The organism is Sphingobacterium puteale (genome assembly GCF_050986225.1).
In the GTDB taxonomy this organism is placed as follows: domain Bacteria; phylum Bacteroidota; class Bacteroidia; order Sphingobacteriales; family Sphingobacteriaceae; genus Sphingobacterium; species Sphingobacterium puteale.
In genome coordinates, this window is the sequence record NZ_CP158959.1 from 3,638,780 (window position 1) to 3,657,266 (window position 18,487).

Genomic DNA, 18,487 nt, shown 5'->3' on the forward strand with positions numbered 1-18,487 from the left:
GATTGAAATGGATAGCAAAAATGCTTATTGATATGCAATTTCTGGATTCCAGTATGTAGTATCCCAGCCTGAATTGGAACGCTGATCCACACGAAAGGATAATTCATCGCCAAAGGTGACAGGCACATTAATATCATGCCAAAATCCAGTGGTATTATTATAAACCACAGTCTGCCAGCTGCTGGATGGCCAGACCATCACATTATTTTTCCAAATGCTTACGTTGACACCATCTCCACCCCCGATATCATTTTTACGAACCAATCCGGTAATTTTTACGGTACCCGATTTTGGCGCATTCCAAACAAGGATCGGCTGGCTATTATCGGGATGAATATAGATGTTACCGCTACCGTTCCATATCGCGTCATAACTACCCGAACCACGCCAATGGTTGGATCCGTCCGGATTCCAGCTCATCAAACTTGTTCCTATTCCAGCCTGCCAGTATTTATAGTACCACCTGCGGGTTCCTTGTACCGGCGAAAAATCGGTCGATGCATTATAGACATCGCTATTAACTGTTCCGGATGGACTGACAATCTTGACCGAATTCGCATACTGATTCATGGTCAAATGGCTATCTTTAAAATCTTTAACATAGTTACCGTTAATCTTAACATTCTCCAGGGTCACTCCTTCAATACGATGGCTGTCATTCCAACCGATCAATTTGATTTCGTTACTACCGCCAGATGTGGATGTAATATTCTTATAAAGTATGTTTGTCATTGCTCCAGGCCAATTCCAGTTTCCGGTCAACGAACCAAAATAAAATGTTTCATCCATCTGAACGTTTATCAGTCTTTTTGCTCTTTCTACCCGGATGTCTTCAAAGGTTATATCATTAAAATAGGTGCCATGTAAGGCAAAAATATTAATAGCGGAACGATCAGGGAGAACATCCGGATGATTTTTGTCATCGTAATTATATAGGATATCTATGTTTTGAAACTTAATATTCTGAAAATAGGCAGCGCGTGTTTCAGCACCGATACCGATGGTATTATTTGCATCAGCCCATAATTGTGCATTTTTGTAGGTTATATTATAAACGGGCAGTGAATTTGCAGGAATTTGATCCGACATTCCTTTGATGGCGACTGCATCATCTGCAGAGTGGATAAAAGATTTATCAAAAGTGATATCGTGACTGCTGTTGATATTAAATCCATCGGAACTGGCAAAATATGGGCTGACAGCTTTATAATTAGTTACATTTACAAAGGAACAATTGTGCATGGCAGAAGTCCAGCTTCCTATGTTTCGATTGACAATGATGTCTTTCACAGTCGAGTTGCTTACTGCGCCTAAGGCGAGGGCGATATCATCCGTGGGACTGTTGTAATCGTTGAGCAGAACGCCCCTACCCCTTATCGTCACATTTGACGCATTATCTATTTTTACTCTACCTCTGATAACGGCTCCGCCGCCGATATATAAGGTTTTTCCGGAACTCAAAGTCAGTGGCGGCTGTGCGCTCAAATCGTAATATCCTGGACCATAATACAAGACATTGGGGTCTGTCGCTGATGGAATATCACTTTCTGGCTCCTGGGCAAATAAATGCAATACCTTTCCTTGGTAATCGTTGTCTAATACAAGTGATATATTGGTCGGCTGAGAGAGTGTGAAAGTAATCGTGTTGCCGGATCTCACCCCTGTGATACCCAATGATGAAGGCACTAATTTGAAGCTGCTGAAGCCGCTGGAAGGGGTAACCGATATCGATACAGTACCGCTGAAATCAAAGTAACCATAACTAACGCTATTTCCCCAGCTGTTATTTCCGGCGTTATATAGGCCGACTGGATTTCCACCCGCACTAACTGTAAAGGCCGTTGACTTGTACTGATTTGGTAGACCGCTGGGCAAAGGATAAGTTGTTACTGCTGTGCTTAAATTAGCATGGACAGTCGAGTTTGCTGATTTCAGAAATTCAGCTTCTTCTTTTGAAGGTGCTATTTTGTTGCACGCGACAAAACATAGCCATAAAAATGGTAAAATAAATGATTTCATAGTTGATCTATAAGTGGTTAATTGTTATGTTAAGATAGAAATACTCCAGAAAAATTGCCACGAACTGATCAATTATTGAACAAAAGTGTAACACTTTAAACTTTATTAGTAGTAACAGTACATTAGATACCCAATAAAATTCAAAGTTGATTTTGTATTTGGATCATTTTGATTTAATTGGATTAGCAGTCTCAAGAGCTTTTCTGCGCTCAGCTCCTGCTAAACCTCTAGTTGATAAGGCAGAAGCTCAAAATCAAGAAATCTTTTCATGACCCAACTACTTCGCGAAAAATTTGTATGAAACCATTAGCGCATTGTTCCAATAATTCTTTATTTTTAGTCTATGAGTGACTATACTATTTCGCTTGTGCCTAAAGTTGTCCAGGTACGCCTGTTGATGAAGTTGTTGTAAATGATATTTTAAAGTGGTTCGTTTCGAAAGATATCGTCAAAGCTGAACTATCGGATTGCACATTGGGCAACTCGGGCTATGCAATTTCTGATGGTGCATAATATGAAGGAAACTCTTTTAGTATTGGATTTGGACGAAACATTGTTGTACGCGACAAAAGATAAGCTGATACAGCAGGAAAAATTTGTTGTAGGGCAATATTATGTATATGTCCGTCCAAATTTAGCCTATTTTTTATCAGAGATGGCTGGAGATTTTAAACTAGCCATTTGGAGCTCTGCGGATGATAGTTATGTGCATGAACTCGTTGATAAAATAAAACCAGCCGCTGTCGATTTTGAATTTATCTGGGGACGATCTCGCACGACAAAAAAACGGATGAGTGTGACTGATGAATACTATTACGTAAAAAGGTTATCCAAAGTAAAACGAAAGGGCTTCTTATTGGAAAGAACGCTTATAATAGATGACACCGCTGAAAAATCAATGCTGAACTATGGTAACGCAATCCAAATAGCTGAGTTCACGGGAAATGCTAACGATGATGAGTTACTCCTATTGGCTTCCTATTTAAAGAAATTTAAAAATGTTGATAATGTCAGGAGAATTGACAAAAGATATTGGAGGAATAAAGAGATGTCCAGATAGATCATCTTTAATCCGGACTTACCTTTGATCGTTCGGACACTTTTGTTATCGTTTCACTCTTGTTCATTTTACTATAATCTGATTGATGCAGTAAAAATACAATGCATCAGAATGGACAATAGAAATAAGAGACAGAACTACGGGTTTCCGCGACGGAAAGTATTATAAATAAGATTAAAAAATAGAAGTGCAAAAAATGTTTTATCATTTATATCTATTATTATCAATAAGCCTGTTATCGCAGGCTTTTGCTGAGCCTCCTATTTTGGATTAACTCAATTTTATTCAATCATCCAACATTGATTTCTTGCACGCTGATCCGAAGATGGCTTTTGTCATTGATACAGTGGGAAATTTAGTACATGAAAAATACAAATATGATAAAGCATTGCCCAGAATAGCATCATACATAACGTTTTGTCAAACACGCTCTATTATTCCTTCAACCCCGCATTGCATAAAACCCATTACCAGCAGTTTTTTGTGTCGGTCGTAACGTTGTTGTCTATTTTCTTTCTGCAGTGTCCCGTATTTGTACAGGATAGCGTTCGCCTACGATTTTGATTTTAGCCAATGCTGCATTTATTTTGCTCAATTCGTCATTCGTCAATAAAACGTTTGTTGCACCAATATTTTCTTGTAAACGATTCAATTTTGATGTTCCTGGGATTGGAACAATGAAAGGTTTTTGAGCCAACAACCAACCCAACGCAATTTGTGCAGGTGTGACATTTTTCTCTGTCGCTATGGAAACAACCAAATCAACCAATGCCTGATTGGCCTCCCGGTTTTCTTTACTAAAACGTGGAGAAAAATTTCTTATATCGTCTTTGTCGAGTTCAACATTTGCGTTGATTGTACCTGTCAAAAAACCTTTGCCTAATGGGCTGAACGGAACTAAGCCAATTCCTAATTCTTCCAATGTAGCAATAACCTCTGTTTCGGGTTCACGGTAAAACATGGAATACTCACTTTGCAAAGCCGTTACAGGCAAAACAGTGTGAGCCTTGCGAATGATTTCAGCAGGTGCTTCTGACAAACCAAAGTGTTTTACTTTACCTTGTTGAATTAAATCTTTTACTGTTCCTGCGACATCTTCAATTGGCACATTCGGGTCAAAACGATGTTGATAGAACAAATCAATTACGTCAGTTCGTAATCGTTTCAAAGATGCCTCGGCAACGGTTTTTATTGTTTCGGGACGGCTGTCTAACCCAAGTCTTACATTTCCGTCTTTGAAGCCGAATTTCGTTGCAATTATAACTTTGTTACGAAATGGTTCAAGTGCTTCGCCAACCAACAATTCATTTTCGCCATAGCCTTGTGCCGTGTCGAAAAACGTAATGCCTAGTTCAGCTGCCGAGCGAATTAATTTTATACTTTCTTCTTTTGTCGGTGCGTTTGGAAAACTCAAACCCATTGCACCAAAACCCAATGCAGATACTTCTAATCCGCTGTTTCCTAATTTTCTTGATTTCATTTTTTCTTGATTTTAAAACTTGACACCACAAAGGTTGTTCAATAAAAAATGAAAACATTTGCCATTTGGCAAAAAGCGATTTTAGCGGATATTTTTTCTTATCCTGCTCAAAGACGATTGCGTAATCCCTAAATACGAAGCAATGTACGACAGCGGAACACGATTAACCAATGTCGGAAATTTTTGGATAAAATCAAGGTAGCGTTCGGTTCCGTCTTGCGAAATTAATTCACTTCTTCTTGTAATTTTTTCGCTGTGATGTTTGGTTACTATTTTTTGAACAATCGCATCCCAGCCAATGATGGTATCTAAAATTTCTTTCCAATCCTTTTTTGTAAAAACCACCAATGTACAATAGGTAGTTGCCGACAAATATTCAGACGGAGTATAAACTTCATCAACCGTATTTCCCGATAAAATCAAATGGTTTTCGTCAATAAAATAACGGGTAATTTCTTCGCCTTTGTTGTTGTAATAAAACACACGGATTACACCATCGGTAAGAAATCCAATTTGTTTTACGGTTTTCCCAGCTTCCCAGTAATATTCGTCTTTGCAGATTTCAATTTCTGCCCCTTTGCTTCTAATGAGGTCAATTTGCTGTTTGTTCAAATTGCCAAATTGCAATATGTAATCAATAAATTTTTCCATTGTGCAAAGTTAGAAATTGTCGTTTGTTGGCATTTGTCATTTGGCAAAAAGTTGTGGTATTGTAGGATGGTTATTCTACTTTTCTTGCAATTTCGTTGGTGCGGTTCCGAATTCCTTTTTAAATGCTACAGAAAAATGTGATAAACTTCCAAAGCCCAAATCTAAATAGATTTGATTAGGTTTTTTGTTTTGCTGGAAGATTAATAAATGGACTTCTTCAAGTCTTTTTCTTGTTAACCACCGGATTGGTGTTTCACCGAAAATGGTTTTAAAATCTCTTTTGAAGGCTGATAAACTTCTACCTGTTAAAATGGAAAATTGTTCGACACTTACATTAACAGCATAATTTTTATTCATAAATGCTTCCAGATTAATTTTCTCCTGTGGTGCATAATCAAACAAAATGGCTGAGAGTTCTGGTTGGTTTTTTAGTAAGATAATTAAAAGTTCCTGGTATTTCAAATCTTCAAAATCTGCATACACTACCGTTGTAATTTTTAAAGGAACAGCCGAATTTTAAAATCAGGTTGTTCCCAATTAAATATCAAAACAAATAGTATTATTTATATCATTTTAATACTATCAAGTCTTTTTTGCAAACCTGTAATCAGATTTTTTGTAGCTACTGAACCAATCGGCAAACGTAAGGGAGGATCTTGTAATGTAGTACATTCAATAATCGCCTTTGCAACATCTGCAACATCATCCAGTTTACCAAAGCCTGTGTCGATAAGTTTTCGTATTTCATTAACTGAGGTACCTTGATAAGCTTCCATAGGTTCTGCAATGCTTAGACTGTTTCCAAAATTAGTACTCGTAGGTCCTGGCTCTGCAATGGTAAACCTAATATTAAATGATAAGACATCTTGGGCAGTAGCTTCCACAAAACCTTCAATTCCCCACTTAGAGGCGTGATAAAGACTGAATCCTGGATAGGTAATTTGCCCGCCTTCCGATGATACCTGAATGATATGCCCACCTTCAGGTTGCTTTCTTAAAAAAGGGATTAATGCTTTTATCAGCATGATGGAACCCAGTAAATTTATGTTCAGTTGTTTTATGATTGTCGAACTATCCAATTCCTCTACCGCTCCAAAAACACCTATTCCTGCATTGCTGACCGCAATATCAAGTTGGCCTAATTTTTCATAAGCATTACTGACCGCTTTTTCGATACTTGTCAAATCCGTTAGTTCCAAATAATCCAAATAAAGTCTTCCGGGGTACTTTTCAACTAATTCCTTTAACAGTTCCGGCTTTCTTAGTGTAGCAAAAACTGTATGCCCTGCCTCTAAAAGTTGTTCTGTTAAATTACGTCCTATACCGCTTGATGCGCCGGTGACAAACCATTTTTTTTCATAGTAGTTCTTATTTATAGGGCAAATTTCGAACTAACCGTGTATTAGTAGTTAATGAAATAAAAACCGATAGTTATAAAAATCAAACTTTTCTATATAAAGATGGAGATATACCTTCGAACTTTTTGAAAAAGCCGGAAAAGTGGGTAAGCTCACGAAATCCCAAAATATGGGAAATTTCGGAAATATCAAGATCGGTATATTTTAAGAGCAGTCTGGCTTCCTGTAAAAATCGTTCTTGGATAAGTTGCTTTGTTGAGCTTCCCATATTTACCTTCAGAATACGGTTAAGATAGTTTGGATGTACAGACAATGCCTCTGCAAAATCAGAAGCTCTATTTAAAATGTGCCCACTCGGTATTATTGCTTTATTAAACTGCTGTTCGAGTAAATCCAGAAATGCTTTAACAATACGTGTCGAAGTTTTATTATGCCTGTCTACGTTCGATTTTTGAGGAGACAACTTCGAAGCAAAATGAAGAAGTTCATATATTTTACTCCTAATGAAATCATACTTATGCTCATTATGGCTATCGTACGTATCTTCCATTTCATTAAAAATGTTATCTAAGCGAAAAAATTGTTCCTCCTCCAATTCAAACACTTTTAATCCATCCTGTTGAAAAACGGAATATGATCCCAAAGAACCAAAATTATGAAAGAAGTCAGCATCAAAAATACAATAAACCCCGCTGTGTTCCCCATCATTTGGTATCCAGTTATACGGGTTCAAAGGATTAGCGAAGAAAATTGCGTTTTTCTTGATTTCATAGGTCTCTTCAGCAAAATGAATGTTATAGGAGCCCTTCAGTAAATTTATCTTATAGAACGACCTCCGGTTATAAGGTATAGGTTGTAAAGCACAGGGATCCTTTTCTGTGATCCGTAGAATATTAAAACTGCCTGGACTAGATTTGTGTCTAATTTCCGATTTATCTAAAAAGTCATTTATATTAATAGTCTGCATCCTCCAAACTTATAAAAAACAAACTATTTTGCAATTCTTATTCCAATCTTTTTCTCGGGTAATTGCATATAAGATAAAATTCCTTACCGATACGATTCTGAAATTTATCCGATGCATCTTTTGCTATTTCAACTACTGCATAGTGGCAGTCCTACAAAGAGCTTAATTAAACCTCGCCCTAAACTCTAAAGGACTTTCCTTAACCTTGCTTTTAAACAACTTGCTGAATGATTGTAAATGTTCAAAGCCTAATTCGTAAGCAATTTCGCCAACTGAAAGGTCGGTAGTAGATAATTTTTCTTTCGCTTTTTCAATTAGTTTGTCGTGAATGTATTGTTGTGTGCTTTGTCCTGTCAGCGTTTTGAGTAAACTACGCAAATAGCTTGGCGAAACATTTAAGTTGTCTGAAATATATTGAACTGTCGGCAAACCTTTTGTTACCAAATCATCGTTGTTAAAATAGTCGGAAAGTAGTTTTTCCAATCGGTCAAGAATTTGATGATTTGTTATTTTTCGGGTAATGAATTGTCGCCCGTAAAATCGTTCCGCATAGTTCAGCAACGTTTCAAGATGCGAAATTATAATATCTTGGCTAAACTTGTCAATGTTTGCGTGATATTCGTTTTTGATGTTTTCTACAATGTCGTTGATGAGGTTTTCTTCTTTGTCAGAAAGAAATAATGCTTCGTTTACGGAATAGTCAAAGTATTCATATTTCTTTATTTTTTGGGCTAACGAAGTTCCCCATAAAAAATCGGGGTGTATAAACAACATCCATCCTTCTAGGTTTGGTGGTATTCCGCCTTCTTCACCACGTAGTATCTGCCCTGGTGACATAAACGCCATTAAACCTTCATCAAAATCATATTTTTGTTGTCCGTAAAGAAGTTTATCGCATCCCCTTTTCAGCGATACGACATAAAGGTCAAATATTACCGCATTTATACCTGAACCATTTTTCAGCCCTGATACATCAATTATACCAATGAGCGGATGATGCGGCTTTGAAAGCCCCATTAAACGGTGTATGTCTGTTATGGATTGTATTCTATATGGTTTCGTATCTGCCATAATACAAAGTTAGTTTTTAAACGGATATTTCAGCCATATCATTACCAAAGGAATTATCAAGAACGGAATTTCTATCAAAGCTATTTTAAAATTTCCCACTTTTAGTGATAACGCCATAATGAGAAGAATTGACATTGCATTCAAGACATTCCCTAAGAAAAATGTTTTGGGTGTCAGCAATAAAACGCCAATTGCAATGGTTAAAACGCCAAAGAACGGTATAAACAATTCACTTATACCTAACTCACTCAACATTTTTAATGTCTCGTGATTTTTCTTGTAGTTAAATGTATCCCAACCGTGTTTGAAACTTAATACTACCGAAACAATCAGCAACACTAATGAAATTATGTTCTTTATCATTTTAAGATGTAGTTTTATTAAAAATGTAACCCAATACTATTGCAATCGGAAAACCAATTAAAGCATTTCTGAACGCTTTTTTTGCTTTGTTTGGAAATGGTTTTCTGTGTTTTACATACAGGAAAAATCCGATTGGTGGTAACATTTGCGAAAGCATAGACCAAAATCTTGACAGTTCGTCTTTGTTGTTTTCGTCTTTCATTTTTGTTTTATTGAACTCGTTTAAATTTCATTGTTTTTCCAAATAGAGAAAAACCAACATAGCCACGAAAATCCATTTCTTTTTCGTTTTTTAATATTGCTTTTACGCTGTAATTTCTGCCTTCCGAAGGGTTGTATAGATTGCCGCCGGTGTATTCGCCATTTTCATAAGAAAGGTTGGTAATGTTGGTTATGCCGTATCTTGACCTGCTACGCAGGTTTTTGTCGGGATTTTTGAAATCTTTTTTCGGTGTTTTTCCGTCTCCTTCAAACATATTTGAGGCGTATAATAACTTACCAAAGTATTTATCGTCTGATTTATAAAACTCAAATTTTAACTTTGGGTCAGAATCCACACTTTCCCAAACCCCGATTATTTTATCGGCAGGCAATGCCTGTGCAAAGGTCGCAACCGATACAAGTAGTATTGTGACTATAAAAAGCAATTTTCTCATTTTTCTTATTTTTGATTGTTCTTGTTTAACTCTTTAAATTTTTTAAAAGCTCTGTGTCCAAATTTCAAAAGGAATTTGGGAACTCAATCTTTGCTAACTTTTGCGATACTTCCCATAATTTTAAAGAAACATCCAAATTCTGTGCTTGTGCTGGTATTCTTGCAATAGATGGAAATCCACGGGTTTCGCTCATTTTGTTTGGTCCGTAATACAATCCGCCTTTAGCTTCTGGAGCGGTAGCTGCAAATAATGTTGGCAAGGCTCCTTGTGCAGATGGCTGGAACAAAAATGGAAGACAAGTTCTCGCCATTCCTGCGGCAGTCCATCGCCCTGCACCTGTAATGAGTAGGTTGGTCCGAGAAATACCCGGATGGGCGGCAATACTGGTAACGCCCCAATTATTCTTAACACTTTGGCGTTGCAGCTCGAAGGCAAACATAAGGTCTGCTAGTTTTGATTGCCCATAAGCTACCATTGGTTTGTAGAAAGATTTCGATTGAAGGTCGTCAAAATTAATTTTCCCGTCTCTAGCTGCAACGCTTGATAAAGTAACTACTCGGGCATCTTCGGCTTTAAGAAGTAAAGGAAGCAATTGGGCTGTTAAAGCGAAATGACCTAAATAATTAGTGCCAAACTGGAGCTCAAATCCGTCTTTGGTTTCGAGACGTTTTGGCGGTGTCATTACGCCAGCATTGTTGATGAGAAGATCTATGGCTTGTCCACTTTCTATCATTTTATTAGCAAATGCTTCTATAGATGACAAGTCTGCAAGGTCAAGTTTTTCAAAACTTATTTTTGCATTTAGATTGGTCTGTTTAATTTTTTCGATTGACTCTGCCCCTTTTTGTGGGTTGCGTCCTAACATTACTACAGTCCAACCAGCAGATGTTAAGGCTTTTGCGTCTTCAAATCCGACTCCTTCTGTGCTACCTGTCACTACGGCTAATCCTTCTTTTCTTTGTGGAATATTAGATGTGTTCCAATTTTTTGTTGCCATAATTTCTGTCTTTTAGTTTAAGCAAAGTTGCAACTACTTAAAAAAACAGATTTAGCCAAAACGACTTTTGTGTTAGTCAAAAGTGATTTGTCAACGAAAACAGTCAAATGGTTTGGGATGGTGGGTGGGCTTGGTATTCCGTTTTTGTCTATCGGTTAATGTCTGCACGGTGTTACCAGCACGGGCTTTTGTCGGTCTTTGTTTGTCGCTTGTCAGTTAAATGATCGCCTAAACTCCTAAGGCGATTGATTGGTTTTGCTTCTGAAAAGTCTGCTGAAAGCCTGTGAATGTTCAAATCCCAATCCGCAAGCAATCTCGCTGATTAAAAGGTCTGTTGTAGAAAGTTGTTCTTTAGCTTTTTCAATCAGTTTGTTGTGTATGTGTTGTTGTGTATTTTGTCCGGTAACCACAACGGTCAAGAATAAGCGTAGTGCGGGGTATTATGGACTAACTCACTGTCCGCATACGGCAAGTTTATTAGGAGCAAAATGCTCAATTTTAGCCGTTCAGACTCCATTACGCAAAACCGATATGTTTGTTGCACAACTCCAATATGTTTTAATTTACTTGATAAATAGGTCTATATTGGGTGTTTTTAAGTATGCAAGGATACAAAAAATTCACTCCCCAATTATTTTATCAGACGAGTTTGGATAGTTTAATTCCCCAGGATATCAACTCACCAATTGATACCTACTGAATTTAAGGGAATGGAAGGGGACTAATGTTTATTCATATTATTCTGAGTCCACTTCTTCGGTGTGGACCCAAAATGTCCCGCAAATAATCTACCGAAATAACTTAAATTACTAAAACCCAACTGGTAACCGACTTCAGAAACCGAGAGATGTTCTTCACGTAAAAGTCTTGCTGCCTCTTGCATACGCAGATGCTGATAATAATCAAAGATACCTTTACCAAATACTTGCGTGAAAAGTTTCCGAAGTTTAATGACATTCATACCGCTTAAATGCACTAACTCGTCCTGAAGAAACGGTTTGTCTATTGAAGCTGCGATTTTGTCCCGGACACGATAAACCGATTCCAGTTCATATTTTGACAGATGTTGATGTGCAACATTTGCTCTTCTTGATAGGTTTTTAAACAAATAAAATAGTAGTTCAAGCGACTTTAGCCTGTAGAAAGCATCTGATAGTGTATCCGGCATTTTTGTAATCGAAATCTCATTGGCCACTTCTGCTATTTCCGGAGACATGAACTCCTCAATCCAAAGTGTTTTTTCATTATTAAAAAGATAATCGAATTTTTTATGGTCTTTTCCGATAAAGCTTTTCAAATAATCAAGACTTATAATTATGGTTACCTGCTGAATATTTATATCTTTTGGAAAGCAAACGTCACTTTCAACATGCAGCGGGATAATGCGTACGTGTGGTTGTGTTTGTTGTAATTCTATGTCTTTGACAGATGTGTCTGATCGAGAATGAATAATATTTTGAAATGAAATAGATATTCCGTTTTTAAAAGCCGTTATAGGTTTTCTCCGAATACAGAATGTTTTCTTCGCCACTACAGAGCGAACCATAACTAACATATCGGGCAATAAATCTAAGATTTTCAGCTCATTGAGATGAAGCATATCTAATTCAGATCTGGATGGTGTGAGCGAAACGCCTAATCGCTCCACCCAATAGTACATCTCTTGTTTCTTTTTATTATCACTCATTTTATCGGACTATTTTTATTTTTTAATGCGATATTTTAGCATTAAAAGTATAAATAAATTTGCAATATCAATTTAAAAATAGAAGAAATGAAAAAACACATTTTAATATCCGGAGCAGGGATTGCAGGTTTAACAGCTGCTAACTTTTTGGCAAAACAAGGTCATAACATTACTGTAATTGATAGATCGCCTTCATTCAGTAAAGCAGGATTTCTTATTTCCCTCAAGAGTTTCGGTGTAAAAATCATGGACGAATTGGGGCTAACTCAAAATCTACAAGCAGAATCATCACCCTCTGAAACGGTTCATTTTGTAGAAACTAATGAGCAAATCATTCAAAGCATTGAATATGATAAAATGCATGAGAATATTGAACGTTCCGTTCTTATAACTCGTGGTGGATTACATTACGTTTTGTATGAGGCAATCAAAAACGATGTAAATATATTTTTTGACACAACGATTTCACAACTGGAAGATAAATCAGATAAGACAAAAGTTACACTTTCAAACGGAAGTTCGATAGATGTTGATTTAGTCATTGTTTCCGAAGGATTGCGTTCCCCAACAAGAGAACGGTATTTTACCAATTACCAATTAGAAGATTTCAATACGCTTTATGTAGGAGGAAAATTAAAACAAAACCATGGAAAGCAAGTTGGTGTATTTAAGGTCTATATAGATGTCAACAAAATGCTGTCCATATACCCCTTAGCAGAGGAAGAAATAGCCATTCAGTGTTACATCCGTAGCTCCGAAGACATTGGCTATATTAAAAATAATGCCTCATCTATTCTTAAGGGTACGTTTGCTGATTATAATCCGGAAGTAAAGCAATTATTAGAAAATCTTTTGGACGATGGTTTGTTTTTTATGGATAAAATGGGCATGGTAAATGCTCCAAATCTGCGTAATGGCCGTTTGGTTTTGTTGGGAGACGCAGGTTATTGCCCTACAGCTTTATCAGGAATGGGAGCCTCTCTGTCTATTTATGGGGCAAAGGCACTGGCACACTATATTGCGGAGTATCCGGATGATATCTTAACCGCCTGTGATAGCTATAACACATTGATGCAGCCTATTGTAGAAAAATTTCAGACCAATGCAAAGAATAATGCGGCATCTTTCCTTCCTAAGAGCGAAGCAGATCTGGAGAAGTTTGTTAACGGATTCCGTGCTGCTGATGATAAAGCCGTTCAAAAAATAATGACTGAACCGATTGTACTTACAAAAGATCAGGAAAACTTTATATTGAATTGTAAATTAAAATAATTCTTTATCGATTTAAGACAAAAAATAATTGAGATTAATACTTGTTAAAAGTCTTCTCCTTCCATAATTTTTGCTTACATAGATTTAAAGAGTGATTGTAAGGAGGCTTATTATTAAGCTTTCGAAGTTGTAAAATTTTCAACCTCGAAAGCTGTTTTTTTTATTATCATTAAAATCACAGATAGTATAGCCCGGAGCAATACCTCCGAATTAATTATCATTAAGTTGAAGATATTCAATTACTTTTCCGTCTTTTTGTTCTACTATAAATCGAACTCCTATACTGACTCTGTTAACTGGAATAATTATTCTTTTTGACTCTTTTTCAAGTATTTTCCAAAAAGCTTCCAAATCGTCAATTACAAATATTGCATTAACCATGCTAGGTATCTCCAGCGCTTCAGGCCCGTCTACAGCACCCAAAATAACAAAATGATCCACTAAGTTTAAACTTGGCTTGAAACCTTCAGGTTATAACACAACAGATGATAGAGGAAATAACCTGAAGTCCTGTTCAATCTCACTTCGAAGAAGCCGGAAAAATTGATATTACTTCCCGACAATCACTCTTCGATGTTCAATTCCCCATTCAGCCAAAGTATTGATGATTTTTTTTAACGTCAAACCGTATTCTGTTAATTGATATTGAACTGTTATCGGCTGCGTATCAAGAACTATGCGTTTAATGAGCTGGTTCATTTCCAGTTCTTTGAGCTCTTTACTGAGCATCTTATTGGAGATACCTTTCACATCGTTTAAAATATCAGAAAAACGTCGTTTGTTGTAATAACAAACTGACGATATTATTGAGATTTTCCATTTACCATTCAACACATCCATGGCATCGTGAACAGCCATAATATGTTTTCTGTTCATGTCGTTATTAGAGCATTCAATTTCCATCATAAGTTACCTCGTTACCCAAAAGTTACCGTTACTTTTAGTTACAAAGTTACCAAAATAAATTTAATCAAATTAACTTTGCATAGTAAAAGAAATCGATTTCAAAAATAAACAGTTTAAAAAGTCTTGACAAGAATTGAATTTTAACTATCAAAAATTTAAAAAATGAATTTCACAAATAAAAACGTTGTAATTACAGGCGGAAGCGCAGGAATTGGATTAGCCACCGCTAAAACATTTATTGAAAAAGGAGCAAATGTATTGATAACAGGCCGAAATATGGATAGCCTGCAAACAGCATCAGCAAGTATCAATAGCCCAAAATTGAAAAATTTGGCTTCGGATACGTCCAAACTGGCAGATATTGCGAAATTGGCGGAAACAGTTGCAGATAGCGGAAAAAAAGTGGATGTGCTTGTTTTGAATGCGGGAATAGCAAAGCAATATTCAATTGAAGATACAACCGAAGAAGTTTTTGATGACCTATACAACATCAATGTCAAAGGACTATTCTTTACTCTGCAAAAATTAATTCCTCATTTAGCAGAAGGAGCTTCGGTCGTTCTGCTCTCATCAGGCGTATCTGTCAGCGGATATGCACAAATGGGGGCTTACGCTGCAACAAAAAGTGCAGTCGATGCGATTGCTCGTACTGCAGCCACTGAACTGGCCGACAGAAAAATAAGGGTGAATGTGGTTGCTCCCGGATTGACGGATACACCTATGAATCATCAAACGCCTGAAGATATAAAAAATGCTATAGCGGCAGCAGTTCCATTGAAACGAATCGGACAAGCTGAGGAAATTGCTAACGCAATTGTTTTTTTGTCTTCAGACGAAGCCTCTTATATTTCGGGTTCATACCTAGCCGTAGACGGAGGTGTTACAATTCGTAGATAACTATGCGATCTTTATGATATACTTAGTTTTTGTCAACTAAGTATATCATATCTAATCTCGGAATACAACGGTCCTAATCATCCTACTCACTTTCGGGATCTCCTGAAAAATTCGCAAGAAATGGTTTCCGTCCTAAATATTTGTTTAAGTTTTGGGTAACTGCCTTAGCTCCCATTCTTCTGTGAATAGATCCAACTATATATCCAGTCAAGCTGTTTGATTTGTTTTTTAATAAAAAAGCCGATTAGAGCATCACGAAACCAGGCTGCTATTGGATTGATTTTTGTTTTGGTATTCCCTACTTTCCTTGCACTACTTATTATCCGCTCTACTCTGGACTGACGTTCGGTCTGAAAAAGCCGAAAGGCAGGTGCAAAGTCTTTGTGTAATTTTAATAGTTCAGCAATTACAATCGTGTCTTCCAATGCCAAGGAGGCTCCCTGCCCAATATGTGGAGAGATACCGTGTGCCGCATCTCCAATAAGACAAACCCTACCTTTATACCAATGCAAAAGCTTAGGTACATCATAAATAGGATATGCAATAATTTGATGGCTATTTTTGATTATTTTGGAGAATAAAGGATCGTCATTCTGATGAATGTTTGCTAAACAGCCCTGAATTTCGGTATTTAATGTTTTTCCTAATTCTTTTGGTTTCGGTTCCTGTTCTCTAAAATAATTATTAAACCACCAAACTTCACCTTTGTCGGAAACTGAATAAGCAAAAAATCCCCTTTCGCCAAAGTTCATGCGTATGGAATCCAACGGTTCGGAAAGTTCAGGGATATTTGCATACCCCCCAGTGGAAATGACTTTCGTATACCTAATGGCAGAAGCATTCGGGAATAATTGATTTCTAACTTCGGAAAACATTCCATCACAGGCCAACATAATGTATCCAACAACCATTGTTCCATCATCAAAATATGCTGTTAACTGTTCATTAGTCTCCTGATATCTGACAAATTTTTTGTTGTACCATATTTTTATACCGGCTTCTTTAGCAGCTAACCGGACGTATTTATTGAGGTTTGCTCTTTTGATCTGAATTGTTTCTACACCATATTGTTGTTTCTGATAGGCCGTATCGAGTTTTGCTATTTGCTTTCCTTTAGAATTAAAAAACCTCATTGTGCCGGGAGTATAATCTTCCTTGAGCAGTTTTAAGTCAATAAATTCTTTCAATACATTCAAGCCATTGGGTGTAAGGCCCAAAAAGGCTCCCTCTTTTGTATTGTCTTCTGATCTCGCTTCAAATATTTCAACATTAAAACCTATTTTTTTCAGTTGTAAAGCTAGTATGGGGCCGGCTACGCCGGCACCGATAATGAGTACTTTTTTATCCATTGTTTTCCTCTTTTATTTTTAATCCGGATATGAGCAATAAGTTCAATGCAAAAAAAATGGCCACGCGCACGTAATTTAAATTACGCCATTGAACCGCTTTTTCCTGTAAGTTTATATCCAGGGTATCGCTATATGAAAGTTGCTGGAATTCGGTGATAAGAGGCGCAAAATACGTTAATGTCCATATCCGAACTGCTATATGCGCAACAAAAAGCGGTACCATTAACTTTCTACGATTCTTTATCCCCCAATTAAAAACCAACGCTGTGATAAATACCGATTCATGAATTCCATGGACTATTATCCAAAACATTTTAAAATCCAGCCCGTAAGGTTTTTGAAAAAATATGAATGAAGAAGGCGGAGCTGCTGTCCATGCAGGAACCATTATAGCGGTTTCCCATAACTGCGCTCCATTCATAATAAAGTAAGCACAGATTGAATAAAATAGCCATCGGGTAGCTTTCGGGTATTGGTATGTGTTTCTCATTTTTCTAAACTTTTTAAATTTATTTCTTACATTCACTCACTTGGCAAAAGTACCGCGCTATCGAAAAAAGCGCTTGCAAAAAAAGGAGTTAAACTGGTAAATTAGGGCATAATGGGATTTGAACTGAAAAATGATAAAAAGGCTTTTAAAATAGCCTTTAACGAAAATGATTTTGGCGATCATGGTTTTAAAGAAAATGCCTTTAAAACGAATATTCCCTTTGGACAATTAACTGCCAGACAATGGCTTTTTGATGGCATCAAGATCTTATATTCCGAAACTAATATTGATCAACCGACGGAATTGGATTGGAAAGGAGATTCAGAACTGGTAACCATGCACTTTAATTTGCAAGGAAGAACTTCAATAGTACAGAACGGAATGAGCAATTCTTTTGATTTAAATGGTAATCAGCACAATTTATTCTATGGCACCAAAGCTACAGGTAAAATGAAATTTGATGGTTTGCAGATGAAATCATTTATGGTGCAATTTCAAAAAGATTCTTTTTTAACAATATCAAAAGATGGAAACGAATCCCTAAAGCAGTTTGCGGACAAAATAGTTTCAGGAATTCCGGTCGCTTTTTCAGATGCTAGTCTAAATATTGATCTGCCGATACAAACCTGTATCCATTCGATTCTGAATTGTGATTATTCCGGTGGGCTAAAGAGATTGTTTCTTCTCTCAAAAACCATTGAGTTGCTTGTTTTGCAAGCAGAGTCTTTAAATATCCTTCAAGATTCATCATCAACATACATAAAACATGATTATGATAAAGAACGAATTGTATATGCCCGTGATTATTTGGTTAAGAATATTCAGTCGCCCCCAACCTTGATAGAATTAGCGAGAATAGCCGGTGTTAACGAATATAAACTAAAACGAGGCTTTAAGGAAATATTTAATCAAACAGCGTTTTCTTATTTATCTGACCTACGTTTAGATCTCGCAAAAAATGATCTATTGGAGGGCAAAAAACAGGCCACTGAAATAGCGTTTGAGTTGGGATACTGTTCCTTACAGCACTTTAGTAAGGCATTCAAGAAAAAGTTCGGTATGGCACCAAGTAAAGTTAGACGTTGAGGTAGGGTTATTTTTTAGCCAGCGTTCTATTTTATCGAATATGGTGTTTTATTTTCTAAAAGAAGCAGCCTCATAGATATACTAAATTGAATGTTTGTTTTCGTATATCGAGAAGCGCAAGAATATGATTAATGCCATTGAAGTTAATGTTCCATAAATCGAAATATCTCTTTGGACA

At 36.7% G+C, this 18,487-nt stretch carries 20 protein-coding genes and 1 pseudogene; 4 read left to right on the plus strand and 17 right to left on the minus strand.

All coding sequences use genetic code 11. The annotated features are described in order from the left end of the window. Nucleotides 1–24: 24 nt before the first annotated feature. Nucleotides 25–2,019, minus strand: coding sequence for a hypothetical protein (locus ABTV71_RS15565; protein ID WP_433900178.1), 1,995 nt, complete (start codon nucleotides 2,017–2,019; stop codon nucleotides 25–27). Between the two features lie 514 nt (nucleotides 2,020–2,533). On the opposite strand from ABTV71_RS15565, the gene ABTV71_RS15570 reads away from it, so the two are divergent. Then, entirely contained in the window at nucleotides 2,534–3,079 is a 546-nt protein-coding gene (locus ABTV71_RS15570; protein WP_433900179.1) for an NIF family HAD-type phosphatase, read from the plus strand. A 505-nt stretch (nucleotides 3,080–3,584) separates the two neighbouring features. On the opposite strand, the gene ABTV71_RS15575 is transcribed toward ABTV71_RS15570, so the two are convergent. The 12 genes and pseudogenes from ABTV71_RS15575 to ABTV71_RS15630 form a co-directional block, all read right to left on the minus strand. Then, nucleotides 3,585–4,559: an aldo/keto reductase gene (locus tag ABTV71_RS15575; protein WP_433900180.1), complete on the minus strand. Its 975-nt coding sequence runs from the start codon at nucleotides 4,557–4,559 to the stop codon at nucleotides 3,585–3,587. Between the two features lie 81 nt (nucleotides 4,560–4,640). Beyond that, on the minus strand, nucleotides 4,641–5,210 hold the full coding sequence (locus tag ABTV71_RS15580; RefSeq protein ID WP_433900181.1) for a Crp/Fnr family transcriptional regulator: 570 nt from the start codon (nucleotides 5,208–5,210) through the stop codon (nucleotides 4,641–4,643). Between the two features lie 75 nt (nucleotides 5,211–5,285). Then, nucleotides 5,286–5,693, minus strand: a complete 408-nt coding sequence (locus ABTV71_RS15585) for a helix-turn-helix domain-containing protein (RefSeq protein ID WP_433900182.1) — start codon at nucleotides 5,691–5,693, stop codon at nucleotides 5,286–5,288. Nucleotides 5,694–5,773: 80 nt separating this feature from the next. Next, nucleotides 5,774–6,595: an SDR family oxidoreductase gene (locus tag ABTV71_RS15590; protein ID WP_433903712.1), complete on the minus strand. Its 822-nt coding sequence runs from the start codon at nucleotides 6,593–6,595 to the stop codon at nucleotides 5,774–5,776. Nucleotides 6,596–6,650: 55 nt separating this feature from the next. Continuing rightward, nucleotides 6,651–7,535, minus strand: coding sequence for a helix-turn-helix domain-containing protein (locus ABTV71_RS15595; RefSeq protein ID WP_433900183.1), 885 nt, complete (start codon nucleotides 7,533–7,535; stop codon nucleotides 6,651–6,653). A gap of 162 nt (nucleotides 7,536–7,697) precedes the next feature. Then, nucleotides 7,698–8,606 (minus strand): helix-turn-helix domain-containing protein, encoded by a 909-nt coding sequence (locus ABTV71_RS15600; protein ID WP_433900184.1) that lies wholly within the window; start codon nucleotides 8,604–8,606, stop codon nucleotides 7,698–7,700. A gap of 9 nt (nucleotides 8,607–8,615) precedes the next feature. Continuing rightward, on the minus strand, nucleotides 8,616–8,969 hold the full coding sequence (locus ABTV71_RS15605; protein WP_121123110.1) for a hypothetical protein: 354 nt from the start codon (nucleotides 8,967–8,969) through the stop codon (nucleotides 8,616–8,618). Between the two features lies 1 nt (nucleotide 8,970). After that, nucleotides 8,971–9,171 (minus strand): hypothetical protein, encoded by a 201-nt coding sequence (locus ABTV71_RS15610; protein WP_433900185.1) that lies wholly within the window; start codon nucleotides 9,169–9,171, stop codon nucleotides 8,971–8,973. Between the two features lie 7 nt (nucleotides 9,172–9,178). Beyond that, complete coding sequence (locus ABTV71_RS15615) at nucleotides 9,179–9,625, minus strand: DUF2147 domain-containing protein (protein ID WP_433900186.1); 447 nt, start codon at nucleotides 9,623–9,625, stop codon at nucleotides 9,179–9,181. A gap of 64 nt (nucleotides 9,626–9,689) precedes the next feature. Next, the gene (locus ABTV71_RS15620; protein ID WP_433900187.1) at nucleotides 9,690–10,622 is read right to left on the minus strand and encodes an SDR family oxidoreductase; all 933 of its coding nucleotides are present in this window, start codon (nucleotides 10,620–10,622) and stop codon (nucleotides 9,690–9,692) included. Nucleotides 10,623–10,858: 236 nt separating this feature from the next. Beyond that, nucleotides 10,859–11,032, minus strand: a pseudogene (locus tag ABTV71_RS15625) (helix-turn-helix domain-containing protein); the annotation flags it as partial. A 311-nt stretch (nucleotides 11,033–11,343) separates the two neighbouring features. Next, entirely contained in the window at nucleotides 11,344–12,309 is a 966-nt protein-coding gene (locus ABTV71_RS15630) for a helix-turn-helix transcriptional regulator (RefSeq protein WP_433900188.1), read from the minus strand. An 87-nt stretch (nucleotides 12,310–12,396) separates the two neighbouring features. On the opposite strand from ABTV71_RS15630, the gene ABTV71_RS15635 reads away from it, so the two are divergent. Then, nucleotides 12,397–13,581: an FAD-dependent monooxygenase gene (locus ABTV71_RS15635; RefSeq protein ID WP_433900189.1), complete on the plus strand. Its 1,185-nt coding sequence runs from the start codon at nucleotides 12,397–12,399 to the stop codon at nucleotides 13,579–13,581. A gap of 210 nt (nucleotides 13,582–13,791) precedes the next feature. Here ABTV71_RS15635 and ABTV71_RS15640 read toward each other — a convergent pair whose 3' ends face one another. Together ABTV71_RS15640 and ABTV71_RS15645 are read right to left on the minus strand one after the other, a co-directional pair. Further along, on the minus strand, nucleotides 13,792–14,022 hold the full coding sequence (locus ABTV71_RS15640) for a hypothetical protein (RefSeq protein ID WP_433900190.1): 231 nt from the start codon (nucleotides 14,020–14,022) through the stop codon (nucleotides 13,792–13,794). Between the two features lie 108 nt (nucleotides 14,023–14,130). Next, on the minus strand, nucleotides 14,131–14,457 hold the full coding sequence (locus ABTV71_RS15645) for a winged helix-turn-helix transcriptional regulator (RefSeq protein WP_245971290.1): 327 nt from the start codon (nucleotides 14,455–14,457) through the stop codon (nucleotides 14,131–14,133). Between the two features lie 192 nt (nucleotides 14,458–14,649). Between ABTV71_RS15645 and ABTV71_RS15650 the strand changes: the two genes are divergently transcribed. Next, a complete protein-coding gene (locus ABTV71_RS15650) occupies nucleotides 14,650–15,384 on the plus strand; it encodes an SDR family NAD(P)-dependent oxidoreductase (RefSeq protein ID WP_121123099.1) in 735 nt (244 codons plus the stop codon). Nucleotides 15,385–15,548: 164 nt separating this feature from the next. On the opposite strand, the gene ABTV71_RS15655 is transcribed toward ABTV71_RS15650, so the two are convergent. Continuing rightward, nucleotides 15,549–16,733, minus strand: coding sequence for an FAD-dependent oxidoreductase (locus tag ABTV71_RS15655; protein WP_433900191.1), 1,185 nt, complete (start codon nucleotides 16,731–16,733; stop codon nucleotides 15,549–15,551). Continuing rightward, nucleotides 16,726–17,223 (minus strand): transposase, encoded by a 498-nt coding sequence (locus ABTV71_RS15660; RefSeq protein ID WP_433900192.1) that lies wholly within the window; start codon nucleotides 17,221–17,223, stop codon nucleotides 16,726–16,728. The genes ABTV71_RS15655 and ABTV71_RS15660 overlap by 8 nt, the downstream gene beginning before the upstream one ends. A 111-nt stretch (nucleotides 17,224–17,334) precedes the next feature. Between ABTV71_RS15660 and ABTV71_RS15665 the strand changes: the two genes are divergently transcribed. Next, on the plus strand, nucleotides 17,335–18,309 hold the full coding sequence (locus tag ABTV71_RS15665; protein WP_433900193.1) for a helix-turn-helix domain-containing protein: 975 nt from the start codon (nucleotides 17,335–17,337) through the stop codon (nucleotides 18,307–18,309). The last annotated feature ends 178 nt before the right edge of the window (nucleotides 18,310–18,487 follow it).

Bases quoted from the DNA above. Each gene is read 5' to 3' on its own strand.
- ABTV71_RS15570 (WP_433900179.1), top strand. From the start codon at position 2,534: ATGAAGGAAACTCTTTTAGTATTGGATTTGGACGAAACATTGTTGTAC.
- ABTV71_RS15565 (WP_433900178.1), bottom strand. From the start codon at position 2,019: ATGAAATCATTTATTTTACCATTTTTATGGCTATGTTTTGTCGCGTGC.
- ABTV71_RS15660 (WP_433900192.1), bottom strand. From the start codon at position 17,223: ATGAGAAACACATACCAATACCCGAAAGCTACCCGATGGCTATTTTAT.
- ABTV71_RS15615 (WP_433900186.1), bottom strand. From the start codon at position 9,625: ATGAGAAAATTGCTTTTTATAGTCACAATACTACTTGTATCGGTTGCG.
- ABTV71_RS15580 (WP_433900181.1), bottom strand. From the start codon at position 5,210: ATGGAAAAATTTATTGATTACATATTGCAATTTGGCAATTTGAACAAA.
- ABTV71_RS15600 (WP_433900184.1), bottom strand. From the start codon at position 8,606: ATGGCAGATACGAAACCATATAGAATACAATCCATAACAGACATACAC.
- ABTV71_RS15610 (WP_433900185.1), bottom strand. From the start codon at position 9,171: ATGAAAGACGAAAACAACAAAGACGAACTGTCAAGATTTTGGTCTATG.
- ABTV71_RS15635 (WP_433900189.1), top strand. From the start codon at position 12,397: ATGAAAAAACACATTTTAATATCCGGAGCAGGGATTGCAGGTTTAACA.
- ABTV71_RS15630 (WP_433900188.1), bottom strand. From the start codon at position 12,309: ATGAGTGATAATAAAAAGAAACAAGAGATGTACTATTGGGTGGAGCGA.
- ABTV71_RS15665 (WP_433900193.1), top strand. From the start codon at position 17,335: ATGGGATTTGAACTGAAAAATGATAAAAAGGCTTTTAAAATAGCCTTT.
- ABTV71_RS15605 (WP_121123110.1), bottom strand. From the start codon at position 8,969: ATGATAAAGAACATAATTTCATTAGTGTTGCTGATTGTTTCGGTAGTA.
- ABTV71_RS15595 (WP_433900183.1), bottom strand. From the start codon at position 7,535: ATGCAGACTATTAATATAAATGACTTTTTAGATAAATCGGAAATTAGA.
- ABTV71_RS15645 (WP_245971290.1), bottom strand. From the start codon at position 14,457: ATGAACAGAAAACATATTATGGCTGTTCACGATGCCATGGATGTGTTG.
- ABTV71_RS15620 (WP_433900187.1), bottom strand. From the start codon at position 10,622: ATGGCAACAAAAAATTGGAACACATCTAATATTCCACAAAGAAAAGAA.
- ABTV71_RS15575 (WP_433900180.1), bottom strand. From the start codon at position 4,559: ATGAAATCAAGAAAATTAGGAAACAGCGGATTAGAAGTATCTGCATTG.
- ABTV71_RS15650 (WP_121123099.1), top strand. From the start codon at position 14,650: ATGAATTTCACAAATAAAAACGTTGTAATTACAGGCGGAAGCGCAGGA.
- ABTV71_RS15655 (WP_433900191.1), bottom strand. From the start codon at position 16,733: ATGGATAAAAAAGTACTCATTATCGGTGCCGGCGTAGCCGGCCCCATA.